The sequence below is a fragment of the Pseudoxanthomonas sp. LjRoot206 genome (genome assembly GCF_056175725.1).
On sequence record NZ_JBGFFI010000001.1, the window covers coordinates 532,763 to 549,602 of the forward strand.

16 protein-coding genes are annotated in these 16,840 nt (G+C 67.4%); 9 read left to right on the forward strand and 7 right to left on the reverse strand.

The window, feature by feature from the left end:
* Positions 1 to 27: 27 nt before the first annotated feature.
* The 3 genes from thrC to AC04MD_RS02725 all read left to right on the forward strand — a co-directional run bounded on the left by thrC (position 28) and on the right by AC04MD_RS02725 (position 3,352).
* Positions 28 to 1,317 (forward strand): threonine synthase, encoded by a 1,290-nt coding sequence (gene thrC, locus AC04MD_RS02715; RefSeq protein ID WP_475495782.1) that lies wholly within the window; start codon positions 28 to 30, stop codon positions 1,315 to 1,317.
* 201 nt (positions 1,318 to 1,518) lie between these two features.
* The gene (locus AC04MD_RS02720) at positions 1,519 to 2,559 is read left to right on the forward strand and encodes a L,D-transpeptidase (RefSeq protein ID WP_475495783.1); all 1,041 of its coding nucleotides are present in this window, start codon (positions 1,519 to 1,521) and stop codon (positions 2,557 to 2,559) included.
* Between the two features lie 55 nt (positions 2,560 to 2,614).
* Positions 2,615 to 3,352 carry a murein L,D-transpeptidase catalytic domain family protein gene (locus AC04MD_RS02725; RefSeq protein WP_475495784.1) on the forward strand — a complete coding sequence of 246 codons (738 nt, stop codon included), beginning with the start codon at positions 2,615 to 2,617 and terminating at the stop codon, positions 3,350 to 3,352.
* Positions 3,353 to 3,358: 6 nt separating this feature from the next.
* Here AC04MD_RS02725 and AC04MD_RS02730 read toward each other — a convergent pair whose 3' ends face one another.
* The 5 genes from AC04MD_RS02730 to AC04MD_RS02750 form a co-directional block, all read right to left on the reverse strand.
* Complete coding sequence (locus AC04MD_RS02730; protein ID WP_475495785.1) at positions 3,359 to 4,219, reverse strand: MBL fold metallo-hydrolase; 861 nt, start codon at positions 4,217 to 4,219, stop codon at positions 3,359 to 3,361.
* A gap of 65 nt (positions 4,220 to 4,284) precedes the next feature.
* Positions 4,285 to 4,641: a carboxymuconolactone decarboxylase family protein gene (locus tag AC04MD_RS02735; protein WP_475495786.1), complete on the reverse strand. Its 357-nt coding sequence runs from the start codon at positions 4,639 to 4,641 to the stop codon at positions 4,285 to 4,287.
* A 22-nt stretch (positions 4,642 to 4,663) separates the two neighbouring features.
* Positions 4,664 to 4,960, reverse strand: a complete 297-nt coding sequence (locus tag AC04MD_RS02740; protein ID WP_475495787.1) for a rhodanese-like domain-containing protein — start codon at positions 4,958 to 4,960, stop codon at positions 4,664 to 4,666.
* A gap of 67 nt (positions 4,961 to 5,027) precedes the next feature.
* Positions 5,028 to 5,390, reverse strand: coding sequence for an ArsR/SmtB family transcription factor (locus AC04MD_RS02745; RefSeq protein ID WP_475495788.1), 363 nt, complete (start codon positions 5,388 to 5,390; stop codon positions 5,028 to 5,030).
* Positions 5,387 to 5,776, reverse strand: coding sequence for a rhodanese-like domain-containing protein (locus tag AC04MD_RS02750; protein ID WP_475495789.1), 390 nt, complete (start codon positions 5,774 to 5,776; stop codon positions 5,387 to 5,389). The genes AC04MD_RS02745 and AC04MD_RS02750 overlap by 4 nt, the downstream gene beginning before the upstream one ends.
* A gap of 107 nt (positions 5,777 to 5,883) precedes the next feature.
* On the opposite strand from AC04MD_RS02750, the gene AC04MD_RS02755 reads away from it, so the two are divergent.
* The 6 genes from AC04MD_RS02755 to AC04MD_RS02780 all read left to right on the forward strand — a co-directional run bounded on the left by AC04MD_RS02755 (position 5,884) and on the right by AC04MD_RS02780 (position 13,465).
* Positions 5,884 to 7,155 carry an NAD(P)/FAD-dependent oxidoreductase gene (locus tag AC04MD_RS02755; protein WP_475495790.1) on the forward strand — a complete coding sequence of 424 codons (1,272 nt, stop codon included), beginning with the start codon at positions 5,884 to 5,886 and terminating at the stop codon, positions 7,153 to 7,155.
* A 31-nt stretch (positions 7,156 to 7,186) separates the two neighbouring features.
* On the forward strand, positions 7,187 to 7,390 hold the full coding sequence (locus AC04MD_RS02760; RefSeq protein WP_475495791.1) for a YgaP family membrane protein: 204 nt from the start codon (positions 7,187 to 7,189) through the stop codon (positions 7,388 to 7,390).
* Positions 7,391 to 7,404: 14 nt separating this feature from the next.
* Positions 7,405 to 8,478, forward strand: a complete 1,074-nt coding sequence (locus AC04MD_RS02765) for an efflux RND transporter periplasmic adaptor subunit (RefSeq protein WP_475495792.1) — start codon at positions 7,405 to 7,407, stop codon at positions 8,476 to 8,478.
* A 1-nt stretch (position 8,479) separates the two neighbouring features.
* Positions 8,480 to 11,737: an efflux RND transporter permease subunit gene (locus AC04MD_RS02770; RefSeq protein WP_475495793.1), complete on the forward strand. Its 3,258-nt coding sequence runs from the start codon at positions 8,480 to 8,482 to the stop codon at positions 11,735 to 11,737.
* A gap of 78 nt (positions 11,738 to 11,815) precedes the next feature.
* The gene (locus AC04MD_RS02775; protein WP_475495794.1) at positions 11,816 to 12,298 is read left to right on the forward strand and encodes an OsmC family protein; all 483 of its coding nucleotides are present in this window, start codon (positions 11,816 to 11,818) and stop codon (positions 12,296 to 12,298) included.
* Positions 12,299 to 12,430: 132 nt separating this feature from the next.
* On the forward strand, positions 12,431 to 13,465 hold the full coding sequence (locus tag AC04MD_RS02780) for a LacI family DNA-binding transcriptional regulator (protein WP_475496160.1): 1,035 nt from the start codon (positions 12,431 to 12,433) through the stop codon (positions 13,463 to 13,465).
* Positions 13,466 to 13,624: 159 nt separating this feature from the next.
* Here AC04MD_RS02780 and AC04MD_RS02785 read toward each other — a convergent pair whose 3' ends face one another.
* Positions 13,625 to 15,301, reverse strand: coding sequence for an alpha-amylase family glycosyl hydrolase (locus AC04MD_RS02785; RefSeq protein ID WP_475495795.1), 1,677 nt, complete (start codon positions 15,299 to 15,301; stop codon positions 13,625 to 13,627).
* Complete coding sequence (locus tag AC04MD_RS02790) at positions 15,301 to 16,686, reverse strand: MFS transporter (protein ID WP_475495796.1); 1,386 nt, start codon at positions 16,684 to 16,686, stop codon at positions 15,301 to 15,303. The genes AC04MD_RS02785 and AC04MD_RS02790 overlap by 1 nt, the downstream gene beginning before the upstream one ends.
* Positions 16,687 to 16,840: the final 154 nt, after the last annotated feature.

The following is a 16,840-nucleotide window of genomic DNA, read 5'->3' on the forward strand; positions in this document are numbered from 1 at the left end:
CACGCGGCGCCATTCCAGCGACCGATCATGACCTTCATCTCGACCCGCAACGCTTCACCCGCCGCCACGCTCAGCCAGGCCATCGCCGCCGGGCTGGCGCCCGATGGTGGCCTGTATGTTCCCGAAGCGCCGCCTGTCTCGCGCGCACTGGCGCCTGGACGCGATATCGCCGAGACCGCGACCGCGTTGCTGGCGCCGTTCTTCGCCGGTGACGGGCTGGAAGGCGAACTGGCGGCGATCTGCCGCGAAGCCTTCGATTTCCCCGCGCCGCTCGAGGCGCTCGGCTCCCCGGGCGATCATGTGCTCGAGCTCTTCCACGGCCCGACCGCGGCATTCAAGGATTTCGGCGCGCGTTTCCTGGCCGCCTGCATGGCGCGCCTGCGTCGCGATGAGGCCAAGCCGCTGACCATCCTGGTGGCGACCTCGGGCGATACGGGCGCCGCGGTGGCGGCGGCGTTCCATCGCCAGCCCGGCCTGCGCGTGGTGGTGCTGTATCCGGACGGTCGCGTGTCGCCGCGGCAGGCGCACCAGTTGGGCTGTTTCGGCGACAACATCACCGCGCTGCGCGTGGCCGGGTCCTTCGACGACTGCCAGGCGCTGGTGAAGCGCGCACTCAACGACGCGGACCTGCAGGCGCAGGCGCCGCTCAGTTCGGCCAACAGCATCAGCCTGGGCCGGCTGCTGCCGCAGATGAGCTATTACGCGCACGCCGCGCTGGCCCATCGTGCGACGACGGGACAGGCGCTGAACCTCGTCGTTCCCACCGGCAACCTGGGCAATGCGATGGCGGCGATCCTGGCGCGCGCTATGGGCGTGCCGCTGGGCAGGATCGTGCTGGCGACGAATGCCAACCGGGTACTGCCGGACTTCTTCGCCGGCAATGACTACACGCCGGCCGCCAGCGTGTCGACGCTGGCCAATGCGATGGACGTGGGGGCGCCCAGCAACTTCGAGCGGCTGCGCTGGCTGTATGCCGGCGACGACGCAGCGCTACGTCACGCGTTCACTGCGGCCAGCGTCGACGACGCGACCATCCGCGAGGTCATCGCGCGGCGCTACCGCGACCATGGCGAAGTGCATTGTCCGCACACCGCGACGGCGGTGAAGGTGCTGGAAGACCTGCGTGCGCAGGGCGAAGGCGGCGACTGGGCGGTCGCCGCCACCGCGCACCCCGCCAAGTTCGAGAGCGTGGTGGAACCGCTGATCGGGCGTTCGGTCGACGTACCGCCGGCACTGGCCGACCTGCTGGCCCGTCCCGCTCACGCCGACCCGATCCCAGCCGAGTACGACGCGTTGCGCGAGTGCCTGCTGGTGTAGTCAGACCGCGGACACCCCTGTAGGAGCGACGTCAGTCGCGACCGCACGGCTTGATGCAGTGGCCCGCGTCCTCATGCGCGTTATGGATGAGGTGGGGAGGGCCTCCGAGCGGCCGCTGGTGCACGGTCGCGACTGACGTCGCTCCTACAGGATGGCGTCCCCGCGCTGGATGCACGACCCACCTGCGATAAGCTCCCGCCCATGAAACGCACCCTGTCGTCCACCCTCCTGCTCGCCGCACTGCTCGCCGCGACCACGCCGTCCATCTCGCACGCGCAATCCGCGGTGCCGCAGGCCGACGTCCGGGCGCTCAAGCCCGGCGAGTTCCTGTGGTATCCGCAGATCGCGCCCGAGGGTCCCGTGGTGCTGGTGGTCAGTCTCGACGAACAGCGTGCCTACGTGTACCGCAACGGCATCGCCATCGGCGTGTCGACGATCAGTTCGGGCAAGGCGGGAAAGGACACACCGACCGGGGTGTTCACCATCCTGCAGAAGAACAAGGACCATCGTTCCAACCTCTACAACAACGCGCCGATGCCGTACATGCAGCGGCTGACGTGGGACGGTATTGCGCTGCACGGCGGCCACCTGCCGGGCTATCCGGCTTCGCATGGTTGTGTGCGCCTGCCGCAGGCGTTCGCCGAAAAGCTGTTCGGCATCACCCGCTTCGGCGATTCGGTGGTGGTGGCGAACGCCAAGGCATCGCCGGCGAGCCTGGTGCATCCCGCCGTGCTGGCGCCGGTCACCGCCGGAGGGAAGTCGGCGCATCCGGACCTCTCGCCGTACGAGGTCTACTGGAACGAGACGGCATCGCCCGAGGGTCCGGTCAGCATCCTGGTCAGCCTGTACGACCAGCGCGTCTCGGTGCTGCGCAATGGTGTACTGATCGGCGCGGCGCCGTTGCAGATGGTGCGCGACTTCGCGCTCAACGGCACCGTGCTGCTGGTGATGACCACGGAGATGGAGGACGTTCCCAGCCTGCTCGACCCAAGCCAGAAGGAACATCGCTGGGTCGCGCATCGGGTGCTGGGCGAGGAGGGCGCGCCGATGCCGCCACTGCGCGCGCTGGGCGATTCTTTCTGGATTCCGCAGGACTTCGCCCGCCGCCTGTACGGCGTTCTGAAGCCCGGCACCACCGTGTTGTTGTCCGACTTGCCGGGCGTGCGCGCAACCCCCGGTGACCAGCCATCCGTCCCGGTCTTGGAATCGGACGCGGCCGGCCCCACACCTCCCCTGCGCTGAGCCTTGCGGACGGAATCGGAATGCTGGCGCGATCCATCGCTACCCGGATTTCCGCATGAACCGATTCCCCTCGCTGCTTTCGCTGTGCATCGTCGTTACGGCGTTCTCGCAGGCCGGCGCGGTGCGAGCCGGTTCTACTGCTTTCGCATCGCCGGAGCACCTGGTCGAGCGACTGCATCGTGCCGCGCCCGCGCTCGACCGCGAGGTGCTGTCGATGGCCGCGCATGCGATGACGTGTTCGATCAAGCGTGGCGAGCCCGTGCCGATGCGCCGGCTCAGCGTTATCGACTATTCGCTGCCGTCGACGAAGCCGCGGCTCTGGGTCTTCGATCTCGAAGGCGCGCGCCTGTTGTTCGAGGAGCGGGTCGCGCATGGGCGAAATACCGGCGAGAACCTGGCGACGCGCTTCTCCAATGCCTCCGGCAGCTATATGTCGAGCCTCGGCGCGTTCGTCACCCAAGAGTCCTATCGCGGCGCGAACGGTTACTCGCTGCGCCTGCAGGGGCTGGAGCCCGGCTTCAACGACAAGGCGCGCGAACGTGCCATCGTCATCCACGGTGCGCCGTACGTCAGTGATGCACTGGTGCGCGCGCAGGGACGCCTCGGTCGCAGCCTGGGCTGCCCTGCGGTGCGCACGACCGTGGCGCAGCCGCTGATCGACAGCATCCGCGGCGGGTCCTTCCTGTTCGCTTACTACCCCGATCCTGCGTGGCTGAAGCAGTCGCGCCTGCTGGGCACCGACTGCGGGAGCGGAGTCGCGGCCCATCGGGCTTTGTCCACGCCAGGCGGCTGAACCGGTTCAGATCTTGAGCGGGATCTTCAGGTAGCGGCGGCCATTGGCCTCGGGATCGGGCAGACGCCCGGCGCGAATGTTGACCTGCAGCGACGGCAGCAACAGCGTCGGTGCCGACAGCGTGGCATCGCGCGCCTCGCGCATCGCCACGAAACTATCCTCATCCACGCCACCGCCGACATGGATATTGTCCGACTTTTCGTCGGCGACCGTGGTTTGCCACGCGTAGTGGTCGCGCCCCGGCGCCTTGTAGTCGTGGCACAGGTAGAGGTGCGTGTCGGCCGGCAGCGCCAGCAGTTTCCGGATCGAACGGTACAGCGTGCGCGCATCGCCGCCCGGGAAATCCGCACGCGCGGTGCCGTAGTCGGGCATGAACAGCGTGTCGCCGACGAACACCGCATCGCCGATGCGGTAGGACACGCAGGCCGGCGTGTGGCCGGGCGTGTGGATCACCTCGACCTGCAGCCCACCGAGCGGGAACGTCTCGCCATCGCGGAACAGGCGGTCGAACTCGCGACCGTCGCCGCTGACATCGTCCAGTCCGAACACCGGCGCAAAGGTGCGCTGCACCTCGGTGATGTGTTCGCCGATGCCGACCGGGGCGCCGGTCTTCTCCTTCAGGTAGGGCGCGGCGCTGAGATGATCTGCGTGCGCGTGCGTTTCCAGGATCCACTGAACCGCCAGACCGTGGTCGGCGATGAAGCCGATCAACGTGTCCGCCGCGCGGTGCGAGGCGCGTCCGGAGCGATGGTCGTAGTCCAGCACCGGATCGATGATCGCGGCATGGTGCGTGGCCGGGTCCCAGACCACGTAGCTGACCGTGTGAGTGGCTTCATCGAACTGCGCATGCACCCGGGGTTGTGTCATGGCAGCGCTCCTGGCGGGTTGCGGCGGACCATCATGGCAGCCCGCACGCACCCGGCCAAGCGCTCTCAGGACGCTTTCGCGGAGAACTCCTCGAAGGCTTCCAGCGCATGCGCCGCATACATCAGCGATGGGCCCCCGCCCATGTAGACGGCGACGCCCAGCATGTCCTGGAACTCCTCCGGCGTGGCACCGAGGCGCACCAGCGCCTTGGCATGGAAGCCGAGGCAGCCGTCGCAGCGCGTCGCCACGCCGATCGCCATCGCGATGAGTTCCTTGGTCTTCTCGTCGAGCGCTCCGGCGGCCATCGCACCGCGCGCCATGGCGCCGAATCCCTGCATCACCTCGGGCGCGGCCGTGCGGAAGGGGCCGAGGTGCCGGTTGATGCGGGTGGTCAGTTCTTGATAGCGGTCTGCACTGGACATGGGAATACCTCGTGGTGTCGGATCAGTCGTGTCGCACGATGAGCAGGCCGTGGCTCTGCCACGCCGCCATGCCACCGGCCAGGTTGAGATAGGTACGCGCGGTGTCGCCGGACAGGATGGCCTGGGCCACGCGTGAGCGCATGCCGCTCTGGCAGCCCAGCACGACCTCGCGCGTACCGGCGGGGAGGCGGACATCCAGCAGCGCGGTGCCGCCGGCGCGCAGTTCCCCCAACGGGATGTTGAAGGCGCCCTGCACACGACCGCGTGCGAACTCGCCCTGTTCGCGCACGTCGACCAGGGCGGCCCCCGGTTGAGGCACGCGACCGCTTCCTGCGGAGAAGCCTGCGCCCCGCGGCGGCCGAACAGGGACTTGAGGATGCTCAGCATCACGATCTACCCGCGCGCCTCCGCGGCGCTGGCGCCGCGGCCGGTGCGCAGTAGATGCCGTGCAGCGTATGCATGACCTGCGCCGCCGGCCCCGGCATCAGTGCGTAGAACACGTTCTGGGCCTCGCGGCGCGTCTGCACCAGGCCTTCTTCGCGCAACACGGCCAGGTGCTGCGACAGCGCGGACTGGCTCAGGTCGAGCAGGGCGTTGATGTCGCCCACCGAGCGCTCGCCTGCGGTCAGCAGACACAGGATCTGCAGCCGCTTCTCGTTGGCGAGAGCCTTGAGCAGTTGCGCCGCATCGCCTGCATGCGCCTGCATGGCGGCGATGTCGAACGTGGACGTGGAGAGGCTGCGGGTCATGCGGGTTCCGGGGTGAGGGAATGGCCGGCATTGCGCCATGCGGTGAGCCCGCCCGCAAGCGATCGCACACGGGTGAAGCCGAGCGCCCGCAGGCTGTCGGCCGCCAGCGCCGGGCGTCCGCCGGTGAGGCAGTACAGCACCAACTCACGGTCGGCGACGGCCAGCGCTTCGCTGTTGGTGCAGGCCATCGCCGGGTGCGCGTGGATCTGGAATTCCAGCACGCCGCGCGGCAGGTTGATCGCGCCCGGCAGGTGGCCCTGCGCGTATTCACCGGGTTCGCGCACATCGATCAGGACGCAGTCGTCCTGCGCCGCCAGCTGGTCGGGCGCGATCTCTTCGATACGGCCGCGTGCCTCGGCCACCAGATCCTGGACGGTGCGTGCCATGGATGCCTCCAACACATTAGTTGACGCTAATATTAGTAGATGCTAATTTGTATTGCAAGCCGACGGCACTCCTGCCGGCGGCGGCCATCGAACCTGGAGGGGAAGACATGGCACGCATCGTCGTATTGGGTGCAGGCATCGGTGGCATGAGCGCCGCCTATGAGCTGCGCGGCACCTTGGGCCAGGGGCCGGAGATCACCGTGATCGGGGAGGGCGACCGCTTCTCGTTCACGCCCTCCAACCCCTGGGTCGCTGTTGGCTGGCGCAAGCCGTCCGATGTCGAAATGCCGGTCGCCCGCTATCTGGCGAAGAAGAGGATCGCCTTCGAGGGTGTCGGCGCCGAGCGCATCGAGCCCGACCACCACCGCGTGCGGCTGCGCGACGGACGTCTCCTCGACTACGACTATCTGGTGATCGCGACGGGTCCGCGACTGGCGTTCGATGAGGTGCCGGGCCTGGGGCCGGAAGGCGGCTTCACCCACTCGATCTGCACCACGACGCACGCGGCCACCGCGTGGCAGGCCTACCAGGCGTTCCTCGAGAACCCGGGGCCGGTGGTCGTGGGTGCCGCGCCGATGGCCAGCTGCTTCGGGCCGGCGTACGAGTTTGCGATGATCCTGGACAGCGACCTGCGCAAGCGCAGGCTGCGCGACAGGGTGCCGATTACGTACATCAGCCCGGAACCGTACGTCGGACACATGGGGCTGGGGGGTGTCGGCGATTCCAAGGGCATGATGGAAACGGAGTTTCGCCAGCGCCACATCCGGTGGATCACCAACGCGAAGATCACTGCGGTGCGCGACGGTGAGGTGGACGTGTCCGAAATGGACGACGCCGGCCAGTTGAAGCAGATGCACACCGTGCCGTTTCGATATTCGATGGTGCTACCGGCGTTCACCGGCGTGCCGGCCGTGCGCCAGGGAGAAGGGCTGTGCAATCCGCGCGGCTTCATCCTGATCGACAAGCACCAGCGCAATCCGGCCTATCCCAACATTTTCTCGCTCGGCGTGTGCGTGGCGATCCCGCCGGTGGAGGCCACGCCGGTGCCGACGGGCGCACCCAAGACCGGTTTCATGATCGAGTCCATGGTCACCGCCGTGGCGCACAACATCCAGGCCGAGCTGGCGGGGAGGCCGGCCACGGCCGAGGCGACTTGGAACGCGATCTGCCTGGCGGACATGGGCGACACCGGTGCGGCCTTCGTGGCACTGCCGCAGATCCCGCCCCGCAACGTCACCTGGGCCAAGGTCGGCAAGTGGGTGCACGTGGCCAAGATCGCATTCGAGAAGTACTTCCTGATGAAGATGAAATCCGGCAACACCGAACCGATCTACGAGAAATACGTGCTCAAGCTGCTCGGCATCATGCGCACCCGCTGATTACCCCATCGCGATTTACGGAGAACACCTCATGAACCTCGACCGTGCCGTCCTCGGCTTCGCCGGCGTGATGACCCTCGCCAGCCTGGCGTTGGCCCACTTCGTTTCGCCGCTGTGGCTGTGGTTCACCGTCTTCATCGGCGTGAACCTGCTGCAGGCCAGCGTGACTGGCTTCTGTCCCGCCGCCATCATCTTCCGCAAGCTGGGCGTACGCGCCGGCTGCGCCTTCAAGTGAGCGCGAGGGCTGCCGTGAGCCGTATCGTGATGTCGTCGCGCCCATTGTTGCCGCTGTTGCTGGTGGCCGCCCTCGCCGCGTGCGGGCATGAAGAACCCGCCGCGGCTGCCGCGCCCATCGAGGGACTGCAGACATTCCAGGTGCAGGCCGCCGATGCGGCAGGCGGCCGGGCCTGGGAAGGCGTGGTGGAGGCGGTGCAACAGGCCACGCTGTCGGCGCAGACGAACGGGCGCGTGGTCGCCGTGACGCGCGACGTCAACGACCGCGTGGCGGCAGGCGACGTGCTGGTGCGGCTCAGTGCGGTCGAACAGCAGTCCGGTGTCGACGCCGCCCGCGCCCAGGTGCGCGCGGCCGAAGCATCCGCGACCGAGGCGGAAGCCAACTACCGGCGCTTCGCCAACCTGGCGAAGGACCAGTTCGTCTCCCGGGCCCAGCTCGACCAGGCCCGGATGGCGCGCGATTCGGCGGCCGCTGCGCGCGACGCCGCCCGCGCCCAACTGGCGAACGCCGGCCAGCAGAGCGACTACACCACGGTGCGCGCGCCCTACGCGGGCATCGTCGCCACCCGCGATGTCGAACCCGGCGAGAGCGTCGGCATCGGCCAGACCCTGATGACCGTGTTCGCACCGGGCGCCCTGCGCATCGAAGTAGCGGTGCCGCAGTCGGAAGCGGAGGCGGTCCGGGCCAACCCCACCGCCGTGGTCACCTTCGACGATGGGCGCCGGATCGATGCCGCCGACGTCACCGTCTTTCCGGCCGCGGATGCGTCCACCCACGCCGTGCGGATCCGCGTGCAGCTGCCGGCGCTCGATGTGCCGCCGCAACCCGGGCTGACCGCGAAAGTGGCGTTCCCGGCCGTGAAGGGCGCGTCATTCACGCGCGTTCCCACCAGCGCGCTGGTGCGCCGCGGCGAGGTGACGGCGGTGTACGTGCTCAGCGACGGGCGGCTGTCGTTGCGTCAGGTCAGGCTGGGTGATGCGGCCGGCGACCAGGTGGACGTGATCTCGGGGTTGAAGCCCGGCGAGAGGATCGCCACCGATCCGGTCGCCGCGCAGCAGGCGCTGGTGGCGGCGCGCAAGGACGACTGACATGGCATCGCTCCCGAACCCGCCGCGACTGGGCATCTCCGGTCGCCTGGCGCGCACGTTCCAGACCAACCCCCTGACGCCGATCCTCGCGCTGCTCGGCCTGCTGTTGGGGCTGGTGGCGGTGATGATCACGCCGCGCGAGGAAGAGCCGCAGATCGACGTCACCATGGCCAACGTCATCGTGCCGTTCCCGGGCGCGGATGCGCGCCAGGTCGAGCAGATGGTGACCTATCCGCTGGAACAGAAACTGTCCGAGATCGAGGAGATCAAGCACACCTATTCGATCAGCCGGCCCGGCATGGCGGTGCTGACGGTGGAGTTCGACGTGGGCGTGAAGCGCCAGCCCGCACTGGTGCGCCTGTACGACAAGGTGTTCTCGAACCAGGACTGGATGCCGGTGAACCTCGGCGTGGGCCAGCCCATCATGAAGCCCAAGGGCATCGACGATGTGCCGGTGATGGCGCTGACTCTGTGGACGGACGATCCGCAGCGCGGCGCACGCGACCTGGCCGAGGTGGCCCACACGCTGGAAACCGAGCTCAAGCGCATCCCCGGCACGCGCGACGTGTTCACCCTGGGTGCGCCTGAGCGTGCCGTCATGGTGCAGCTCGATGCCGCGCGACTGGCTAGCCATGGCTTGGCGGTGAGTGATCTGTCCGCGGCCCTGCAGGCCGCCAACCTCGCGCGCCAGGCGGGTGAGCGCGTCGGTGCGGACGGGGTGGTTCAGGTGACTTCGGGGCAATTTCTGGCCGACCGCGCGGATGTAGCCGGCCTGGTGCTGGGCGTGGCGGGTGGCCAACCCGTGCGGCTGGAAGACGTGGCGACGGTCCGCGATGCGGCCGATGCGCCATCGAGTTACGTCTGGCACGGTGCGCCCGCGAAGCGCGCAGGACCCGCCAGCGGCGTGGCCCCGGCGGTAACACTGGCCATTGCCAAGAAGCCGGGCAGCAATGCGGCCGACATCACCTCCGCCGCCCTGGCGCGGGTGGAGGCCATGCGCGGCACCGTAATCCCGGATGGCATCCAGGTGGAGACCACGCGCGACTATGGCCTGACGGCCAGCGACAAGGCGCAGACGCTGATCAAGAAGCTGGTCTTCGCCACCGGATCGGTGGTGCTGCTGGTGCTGTTCGCGCTGGGCCGTCGCGAGGCCATCGTCATCGGCAGTGCGGTGGTGCTCACGCTGGCGGTCACGCTGTTCGCGTCGTGGGCCATGGGCTTCACCCTCAACCGCGTCTCGCTGTTCGCGTTGATCTTCTCCATCGGCATCTTGGTGGACGATGCCATCGTGGTGGTCGAGAACATCCACCGGCACATGGCACAGGGCGGCATGTCGCTGGCCGAGGCCATTCCGCCCGCAGTGGACGAAGTGGGCGGTCCGACCATCCTGGCCACCTTCACGGTGATCGCGGCGTTGATGCCCATGGCCTTCGTGACCGGTCTGATGGGGCCCTACATGCGGCCCATCCCGATCAATGCCTCGGTCGGCATGCTGCTGTCGCTGATGATCGCGCTGGTGGTGACGCCGTGGCTGTCGCTCAAGCTGCTCAAGCGGCATGCGGTCGCGCCTGCAGGTGAGGGCGCTGCCCACGGGCATGCGGAAGGCACCATGGCCGCGCGCCTGCATCGCCTGTTCGAGCGTGTGATGTCGCCGTTCCTCGATGCTGGCGCAGGTGCGCGGCGCCGGCGCCTGCTGTTCGTCGCCATGGCCGCGCTGGTGGCGCTGGCGGCCAGCCTGACGGTGTTCAAGCTGGTGGTGCTGAAGATGCTGCCGTTCGACAACAAGTCGGAACTGCAGATCGTGGTCGACCTGCCCGAAGGCCGCACGCTCGAGGACACCAACGCCCTGCTGACCGAACTCGCCGGCGTGCTGGACCGCACGCCGGAAGTCCTGCATTACCAGGGTTACGCCGGCACGGCCGCACCGATCAACTTCAACGGACTGGTGCGGCAGTACTACCTGCGCGAGGGTGCGAACGTGGGCGACCTGCAGGTGAACCTGGTCGACCGCCACGACCGCGAGCGCAAGAGCCACGAGATCGCCGTCGCCCTGCGCCCGCAGGTGGACGCGATCGGCCGTCGCCATGGTGCGTCGGTCAAGGTGGTGGAAGTGCCGCCCGGGCCGCCCGTGCTGTCGCCGATCGTGGCCGAGGTGTACGGGCCCGACTATGCCCGCCAGCGGCAGGTCGCGCGGGCGCTCGAGCAGCGTTTCCTGGCTACCGACGGCATCGTCGACGTGGACACCAGCGTGGAGGCCGATGCGCGCCGCGACATCCTGGAGATCCACCGCGTGCGTGCGGCGCGCCTGGGAGTACCGCAGTCGGCGATCACCGAGACGATCACCACGGGCCTGTCGGGGCTGGACGCGACCCACGTGATCGATGGCGGCTCGAAGTATCCCCGCCCGATCCGCTTGCGCCTGCCAGTGGCAGACCAGGCGTCGCTCGACGGCCTGCTCGCGCTGCGGGTGAGGGGCGGCAGCGGCCAGCTGGTGCCGCTGTCGGAGCTGGTGCAGACACGTTCCACCTGGTGGGACGGTGCCATCCATCACAAAGACCTGTTGCCGGTGGTCTACGTGATGGGCGACGAGAGCGGCACGGTCGACAGCCCGTTGTACGGCATGTTCGATCTGGTCGGGCAGGTGTCGGACAACGTCATCGACGGACAGCAGGTGGGGCAGTCCTACATCCGCCAGCCGCCCGAGACCACCGGCTTCGGTATCAAGTGGGACGGCGAATGGCAGATCACCTACGAGACCTTCCGCGACATGGGCATCGCCTATGCGGCCGGCATGGTGCTGATCTACCTGCTGGTGGTGGCCTACTTCCGCAACTACGTGGTGCCGCTGGTGATCATGGCGCCCATCCCGTTGACCGTGATCGGCGTGATGCCGGGCCACGCCCTGCTGGGCGCGCAGTTCACCGCCACCAGCATGATCGGCATGATCGCGCTGGCGGGCATCATCGTGCGCAACTCGATCCTGCTGGTGGACTTCATCAATCATCTGGTCGAGCGCGGGCAGTCGCTGGAGTCGGCGGTCGTCGACGCCTGCGCGGTGCGTGCACAGCCGATCGCGCTGACCGCACTGGCGGCGATGGCCGGTGCGTTCTTCATCCTCGACGATCCCATCTTCAACGGCTTGGCGATCTCGCTGATCTTCGGCATCCTGGTCTCCACGGTGCTGACGCTGGTGGTGATCCCGTTGCTGTACTACGGGCTGTTGCAGCGCGAGCAACGGCTCGCATGGAAGGCCCAGTGACGCGTCCGCCGCTCACCCGGAGCAAGTGTCGCGTGACGTATGCTGTTCTGACCCGCCAGCACCCTGCGTGAGCCGACCATGAGTGATCCCCAACGCATCAGCCTCACCCTGGAACAGGAAGAGGACTACAGCTTCCGCATCCGCTTCGACGACACCACCATCGCCGACTTGATGGCGGACGAGCCGCCGCCGCTGGGCAAGGGCGAGGGCCCGAATCCGACGCGGCTGCTGGTAGCGGCGGTGGCCAACTGCCTGTCGGCCAGCCTGTTGTTCGCGCTGCGCAAGTTCAAGAACACGCCCGCCAGGCTGGTCACGCACGCCACGGCGGAACTGGTGCGCAACGAGCAGGGCAGGCTGCGGGTGGGTCACCTCCATGCCGACATCCGGCTGGCCGAGTCCGGCACGGCGCACGCGTCGCTGGAGCGCATCCTGGCCCAGTTCGAGAACTTCTGCGTGGTGACCGAGAGCGTGCGCCACGGCATCGACGTGTCCGTCAGTGTCACCGACGCCGAGGGCGTACAGCTGCACGGCACCGCGCGGGCGGACCAAGGCACTGCCTGACCCGCGGGGCTGTTGTGGGAGCGATGTCATGAGCAGGAATTCTTGCGAACCTGCCCGCACCTCCGGATCGCCGCCGGGGGCCGGGCGTGGCATGATCCTGACCTCCGTCGCCCATAGCCGCAGCCGTTCGTGATCGCGCCCATCAAGGGGAAGGCCACCTCGCTGGACATCGCCCACTTGGCGGGCGTGTCCCAGCCTACCGTGTCGCGCGCGCTGCGCGGCAGCCCGATGGTCAACGAGGAGACGCGCAAGCGCATCCTCGCCATCGCCGAACAGCTCAACTACAAGGTCGACAAGAACGCCTCCAACCTGCGGCGCCAGCACTCCGGCACGCTGGCGCTGCTGTTCTTCGAAGACCCGACGCCGGACGAGTCGGCGATCAACCCGTTCTTTCTGTCCATGCTGGGCAGTATCACGCGCGCCTGCGCTTTGCGCGGTTACGACCTGCTGATCTCGTTCCAGCAGTTGTCCAACGACTGGCAGGCGGACTACGAGGACAGCAAGAAGGCCGACGGCATCATCCTGTTGGGGTATGGCGACTACCTCGAGTCGCGTAGCCGGCTGGAAAGGCTGGTCGAGCAGGGCACGCACTTTGTCCGATGGGGTGCGGTGCAGTCCGGTACGCCGGGGGTGTCGATCGGTTGCGACAACTCCCAGGGTGGGCATGACATCACGTCGCACCTGATCGCACAGGGGCGTCGCCGCATCGCGTTCCTCGGACACGCGTCGAACCACTATCCGGAATTCTTCGAGCGCTACCTTGGCCATCGACAGGCGCTTGAAGCTGCAGGCCTGATAGCCGATCCCGCGCTTCAGGTGGATGCGGTCACCACCGAGCAGTCGGGTTACGAGGCCGCCGGCGCGCTGCTGGCGCGTGGCGCGGAGTTCGATGCGGTCTTCGGTGCCAGTGATCTGATCGCGGTGGGTGCGATGAAGGCGCTGCTCGAGCATGGCCGGCGCGTGCCGCATGATGTCGCAGTGGCCGGCTTCGACGACATCCCGTTGGCCAGTTTCATGAATCCCGGCCTGTCCACCGTGCAGCAGGACACCAAGCTTGCCGGCGCACTGCTGGTCGAGACGCTGCTGGCCTTGATCAATGGTGAGCCCGTTGAAAGCCGGACGATCCCCGTGAAGCTGGCGCTGCGCGGATCGACCGCAGTGAAATGATCCTGCTTTCGTAGGAGCGATGTCAGTCGCGACCGCACGCCATCAGCTCCCCTGGCGTCCCCGTTTCCGAGGACATGCCGTCTCCAGCGTGCCGATGCGCGCACAGGTCGCTTCTGGTTGAAGCTCGCGACTTGCGTCGCTTCTACAGAAGACATTGATTCAATCCGCTTTCGGCGATTTGCGTGCCATCAGTTCGGCGAGACGTGCACGGGTATCGGTCCGGGTAATCGCGTCATCCAGCAGGAAGACACGCACGCCGTGCGCCGGCACCTCCGCCTGCAGGCGATTGTGCACGCGCTGGGTCTTGCCGGTGAACGCGTCGCGCCAGGTGCCTGCCTCCAGATACTCGGAGACCGACAGTTTCGTGGCCGCATCGCTCTTGTTGAGCAGCACCAGCGCGGTCTGGTTGACGCCGTCGTGCTGCAGCACGCGGTAGAAGATCGCCTGGTCGCCCTTCAGGCGCACGTTGAGTTGCAGGCCGCGCTGCAGCGCCGGCGTGTCCCGACGGAGGGTGGCGATGCGTTTCAGGGGCGCGAAGATCGGGCTCTGCGGCGCGGCGTCGATGCGTTCCTGGCCGAAGTAGTTGCGGTTGCCCGCGTGCTCGGCATGGCCGCGCTCGAAGCCGGTCTCCGACCCGTAGTAGATCACCGGGATGCCGCGTGCGGTGAACAGCCAGTTATGCGCATCGATAAAACCACTGTCGTTGGCGTTCATGCGCGCCATGTCGTGATTGTCGTAGAACGTCATCAGGTCGTACGGATTGGCGTAGGGGCCGTCTTCCAGGTACAGCGCCTTGCCGATCTCCTCGTAGCTGGTGCCAGGCTTCTCGAACACCTCGGTCAGCTTTCCCTTCAGCGGGAAGTCCAGCACGCTGTAGCCGCCATTGCGCGTCCAGGTATGGCCGGCGATGCTGGCGGCGTCGTAGTTGAAGTTCTCGCCGAACATGAAGAAGCCCGGCTTCTTCGCGCGGATGCGATCGGCGAATTCCTTCCAGAACGCATGCGGCATCCAGGCGATCGTGTCCACGCGGAAGGCCGCCGCGCCCTGGTCGATCCACTGCTCGTAGGCGCCGACCAGGTACTCCATCACCGCCGGATTGTTCTCGTTGAAGTCGGACAGCTGCGCCAGTCCGCCGCCGGTGTTGTAGAACGCGTGCATCGGCTTGCGGCGCGGATCCAGCCTGTCCGGGTCCAGGTTCTGGTGGTCGGCGACCAGCGTGCCGTCCTTGTCCCAGACCTTGCCGTACTGCGGCTGCATCTTCGGCATGGAATACGCGGGCGAGCCATGGTTGCCGACGATGTCGAGCACTACGTCCAGCTTCCGGTCCTTCATGCCGCGGGTGAAGCCGGCGAAGTCCAGGCCTTCGCTGGGCAGGTGTTCGTCCAGCGTGTAGAAATTGATGCCCCAGTAGCCGTGGTAGCCGGTCTTGCCGCGGTCGGTGAACATGCCAGCCCACTTCACTTCCTCGCCGCCGGTGAAGGCCTCGTCGGGGTTGTCGATGATGGGCGTGACCCAGACCGAAGTGAAGCCGAGGTCGCGGATGTAGCCGGCGTTGTCCAGCACGCCCTTGAAGTCGCCGCCGAGGTAGCCGACGTTGTCGGCCCGGCCTTCCGGCGCGCCCGGGGTGGGGCGGTCGAACGTGGGATTATTTCCGCCCTGATCTCGATGATCGTTCGACGGATCGCCATTGACGAAACGGTCGGTCAGCACGAAGTAGACCGCTTCCTTCGCGAAGGGCTCGGTGGTGCCGTAGAAGTCGTCGGCCGCGTATGCAACAGGCGCGCCGAGCAGCGATGCCAGCAGGAGGGCGAAAGGACGAGGGCGGGGACGTCGCATCAATGCACCTGCGGCTGCGCTGAAAGAGGGGTGTCGTGGGTTTCCCGCACGCCTGCGAGCGACAGGGCCGCAAGCAGCAGGCTGGCGCCGCTGATGACAAGGGCGAAGATCGCCTGGTTGTCGAACAGGCCGCGCAACGCCGGGCCGAGCAGCGTGGCGGCCACGATCTGCGGGATGACGATGAACATGTTGAAGATGCCCATGTAGATGCCCATCCTGTCGGCCGGCACATGGCTGGACAGCAGGGCATACGGCATCGACAGGATGCTGGCCCACGCCACGCCGACCAGGGCGAACGAGCCGATCAGCCACGACGGCTGCGGCACGAACCACATCGACAGGAAGCCGATGCCGCCCAGTACCAGCGAGCCGGCGTGCACGGCCTTGCGGTTCAGCGGCAGGCGAGCCGCGTAGAAGCTCAGCAGCAGCGCCACCAGCATCGACGACAGGCCGTAGTAGCCCATGTAAGAGCCGACCAGGTCGGCGGCATCCTGGAAGGCCCCGTTCGCCGACTGGAATGCAGCGGCCTGTGCCGGCACCGTCATGTCGAACGCCGCCGGATCCGGCGCGGGCGCCTTGAACACATGTTCGGTCAGGCCGGGCGTCGCCATGCTCCACATCGCGAAGAACGCCAGCCAGCTGAAGAACTGCACCACGCCCAGCCGCAGCATCTGCGCGGGCATCTGGATGACATGCCGGACGATCTCGCTGGCGACGTTGCCCTGTGCGCGCTTCTCGGCGCGGAAGCGCTCCATGTCCTCCGGCGGATACTCGCGCGTGGTGAGGATGGTCACCAGGATGCTCGCCATGAAGATGAAGGCGCCGATGGCGAAGGCGATCTTCACCGACGGCGGCACCACGCCCGGGCCTGCTTCGTTGGATACGCCGAGCTGGGTGATGAACCACGGCAGGTTGCTGGCCACCCACGTGCCGATGCCGATGATCAGCGTCTGCAGCACGAACCCGTAGGAACGCTGGCTTTCCGGCAGCTTGTCGGCCACCAGCGCACGGAACGGTTCCATGCTGATGTTGATGCTGGCGTCCAGCACCCACAGCAGGCCGGCAGCGATCCACAGCGTCGGCGAGTGCGGCATGAAGACGAGGGCGATCGAACTGAGGATCGCGCCGGCGAGGAAGTAGGGACGACGACGACCCAGCAACGGATGCCAGGTGCGGTCGCTGAAGTAACCGATCACCGGCTGTACCAGCAGGCCGGTCAGCGGTGCCGCGATCCACAGCAACGGCAGGGCATCCTTCTCCGCGCCCAGCGTCTGAAAGATCCGCGACATGAAGCCACCCTGCAGCGCGAAGCCGAACTGGATGCCGAGGAAGCCGAACGACATGTTCCAGATCTGCCAGAAGGACAGGCGGGGCTTGGCGGTCATTCGGGTTCCCTGATGGTGCGAGGCGGTCGGAGTGCACGCATGCGATGGCGAGCGTCGCGGCATCTTGCCGGCATGCGCGGCCGATTCCATGCTGCACCGCAAACAACACCGACGTCCGACGGTGACCGCATCCATGCAGCGTCGCGCCGTGCCT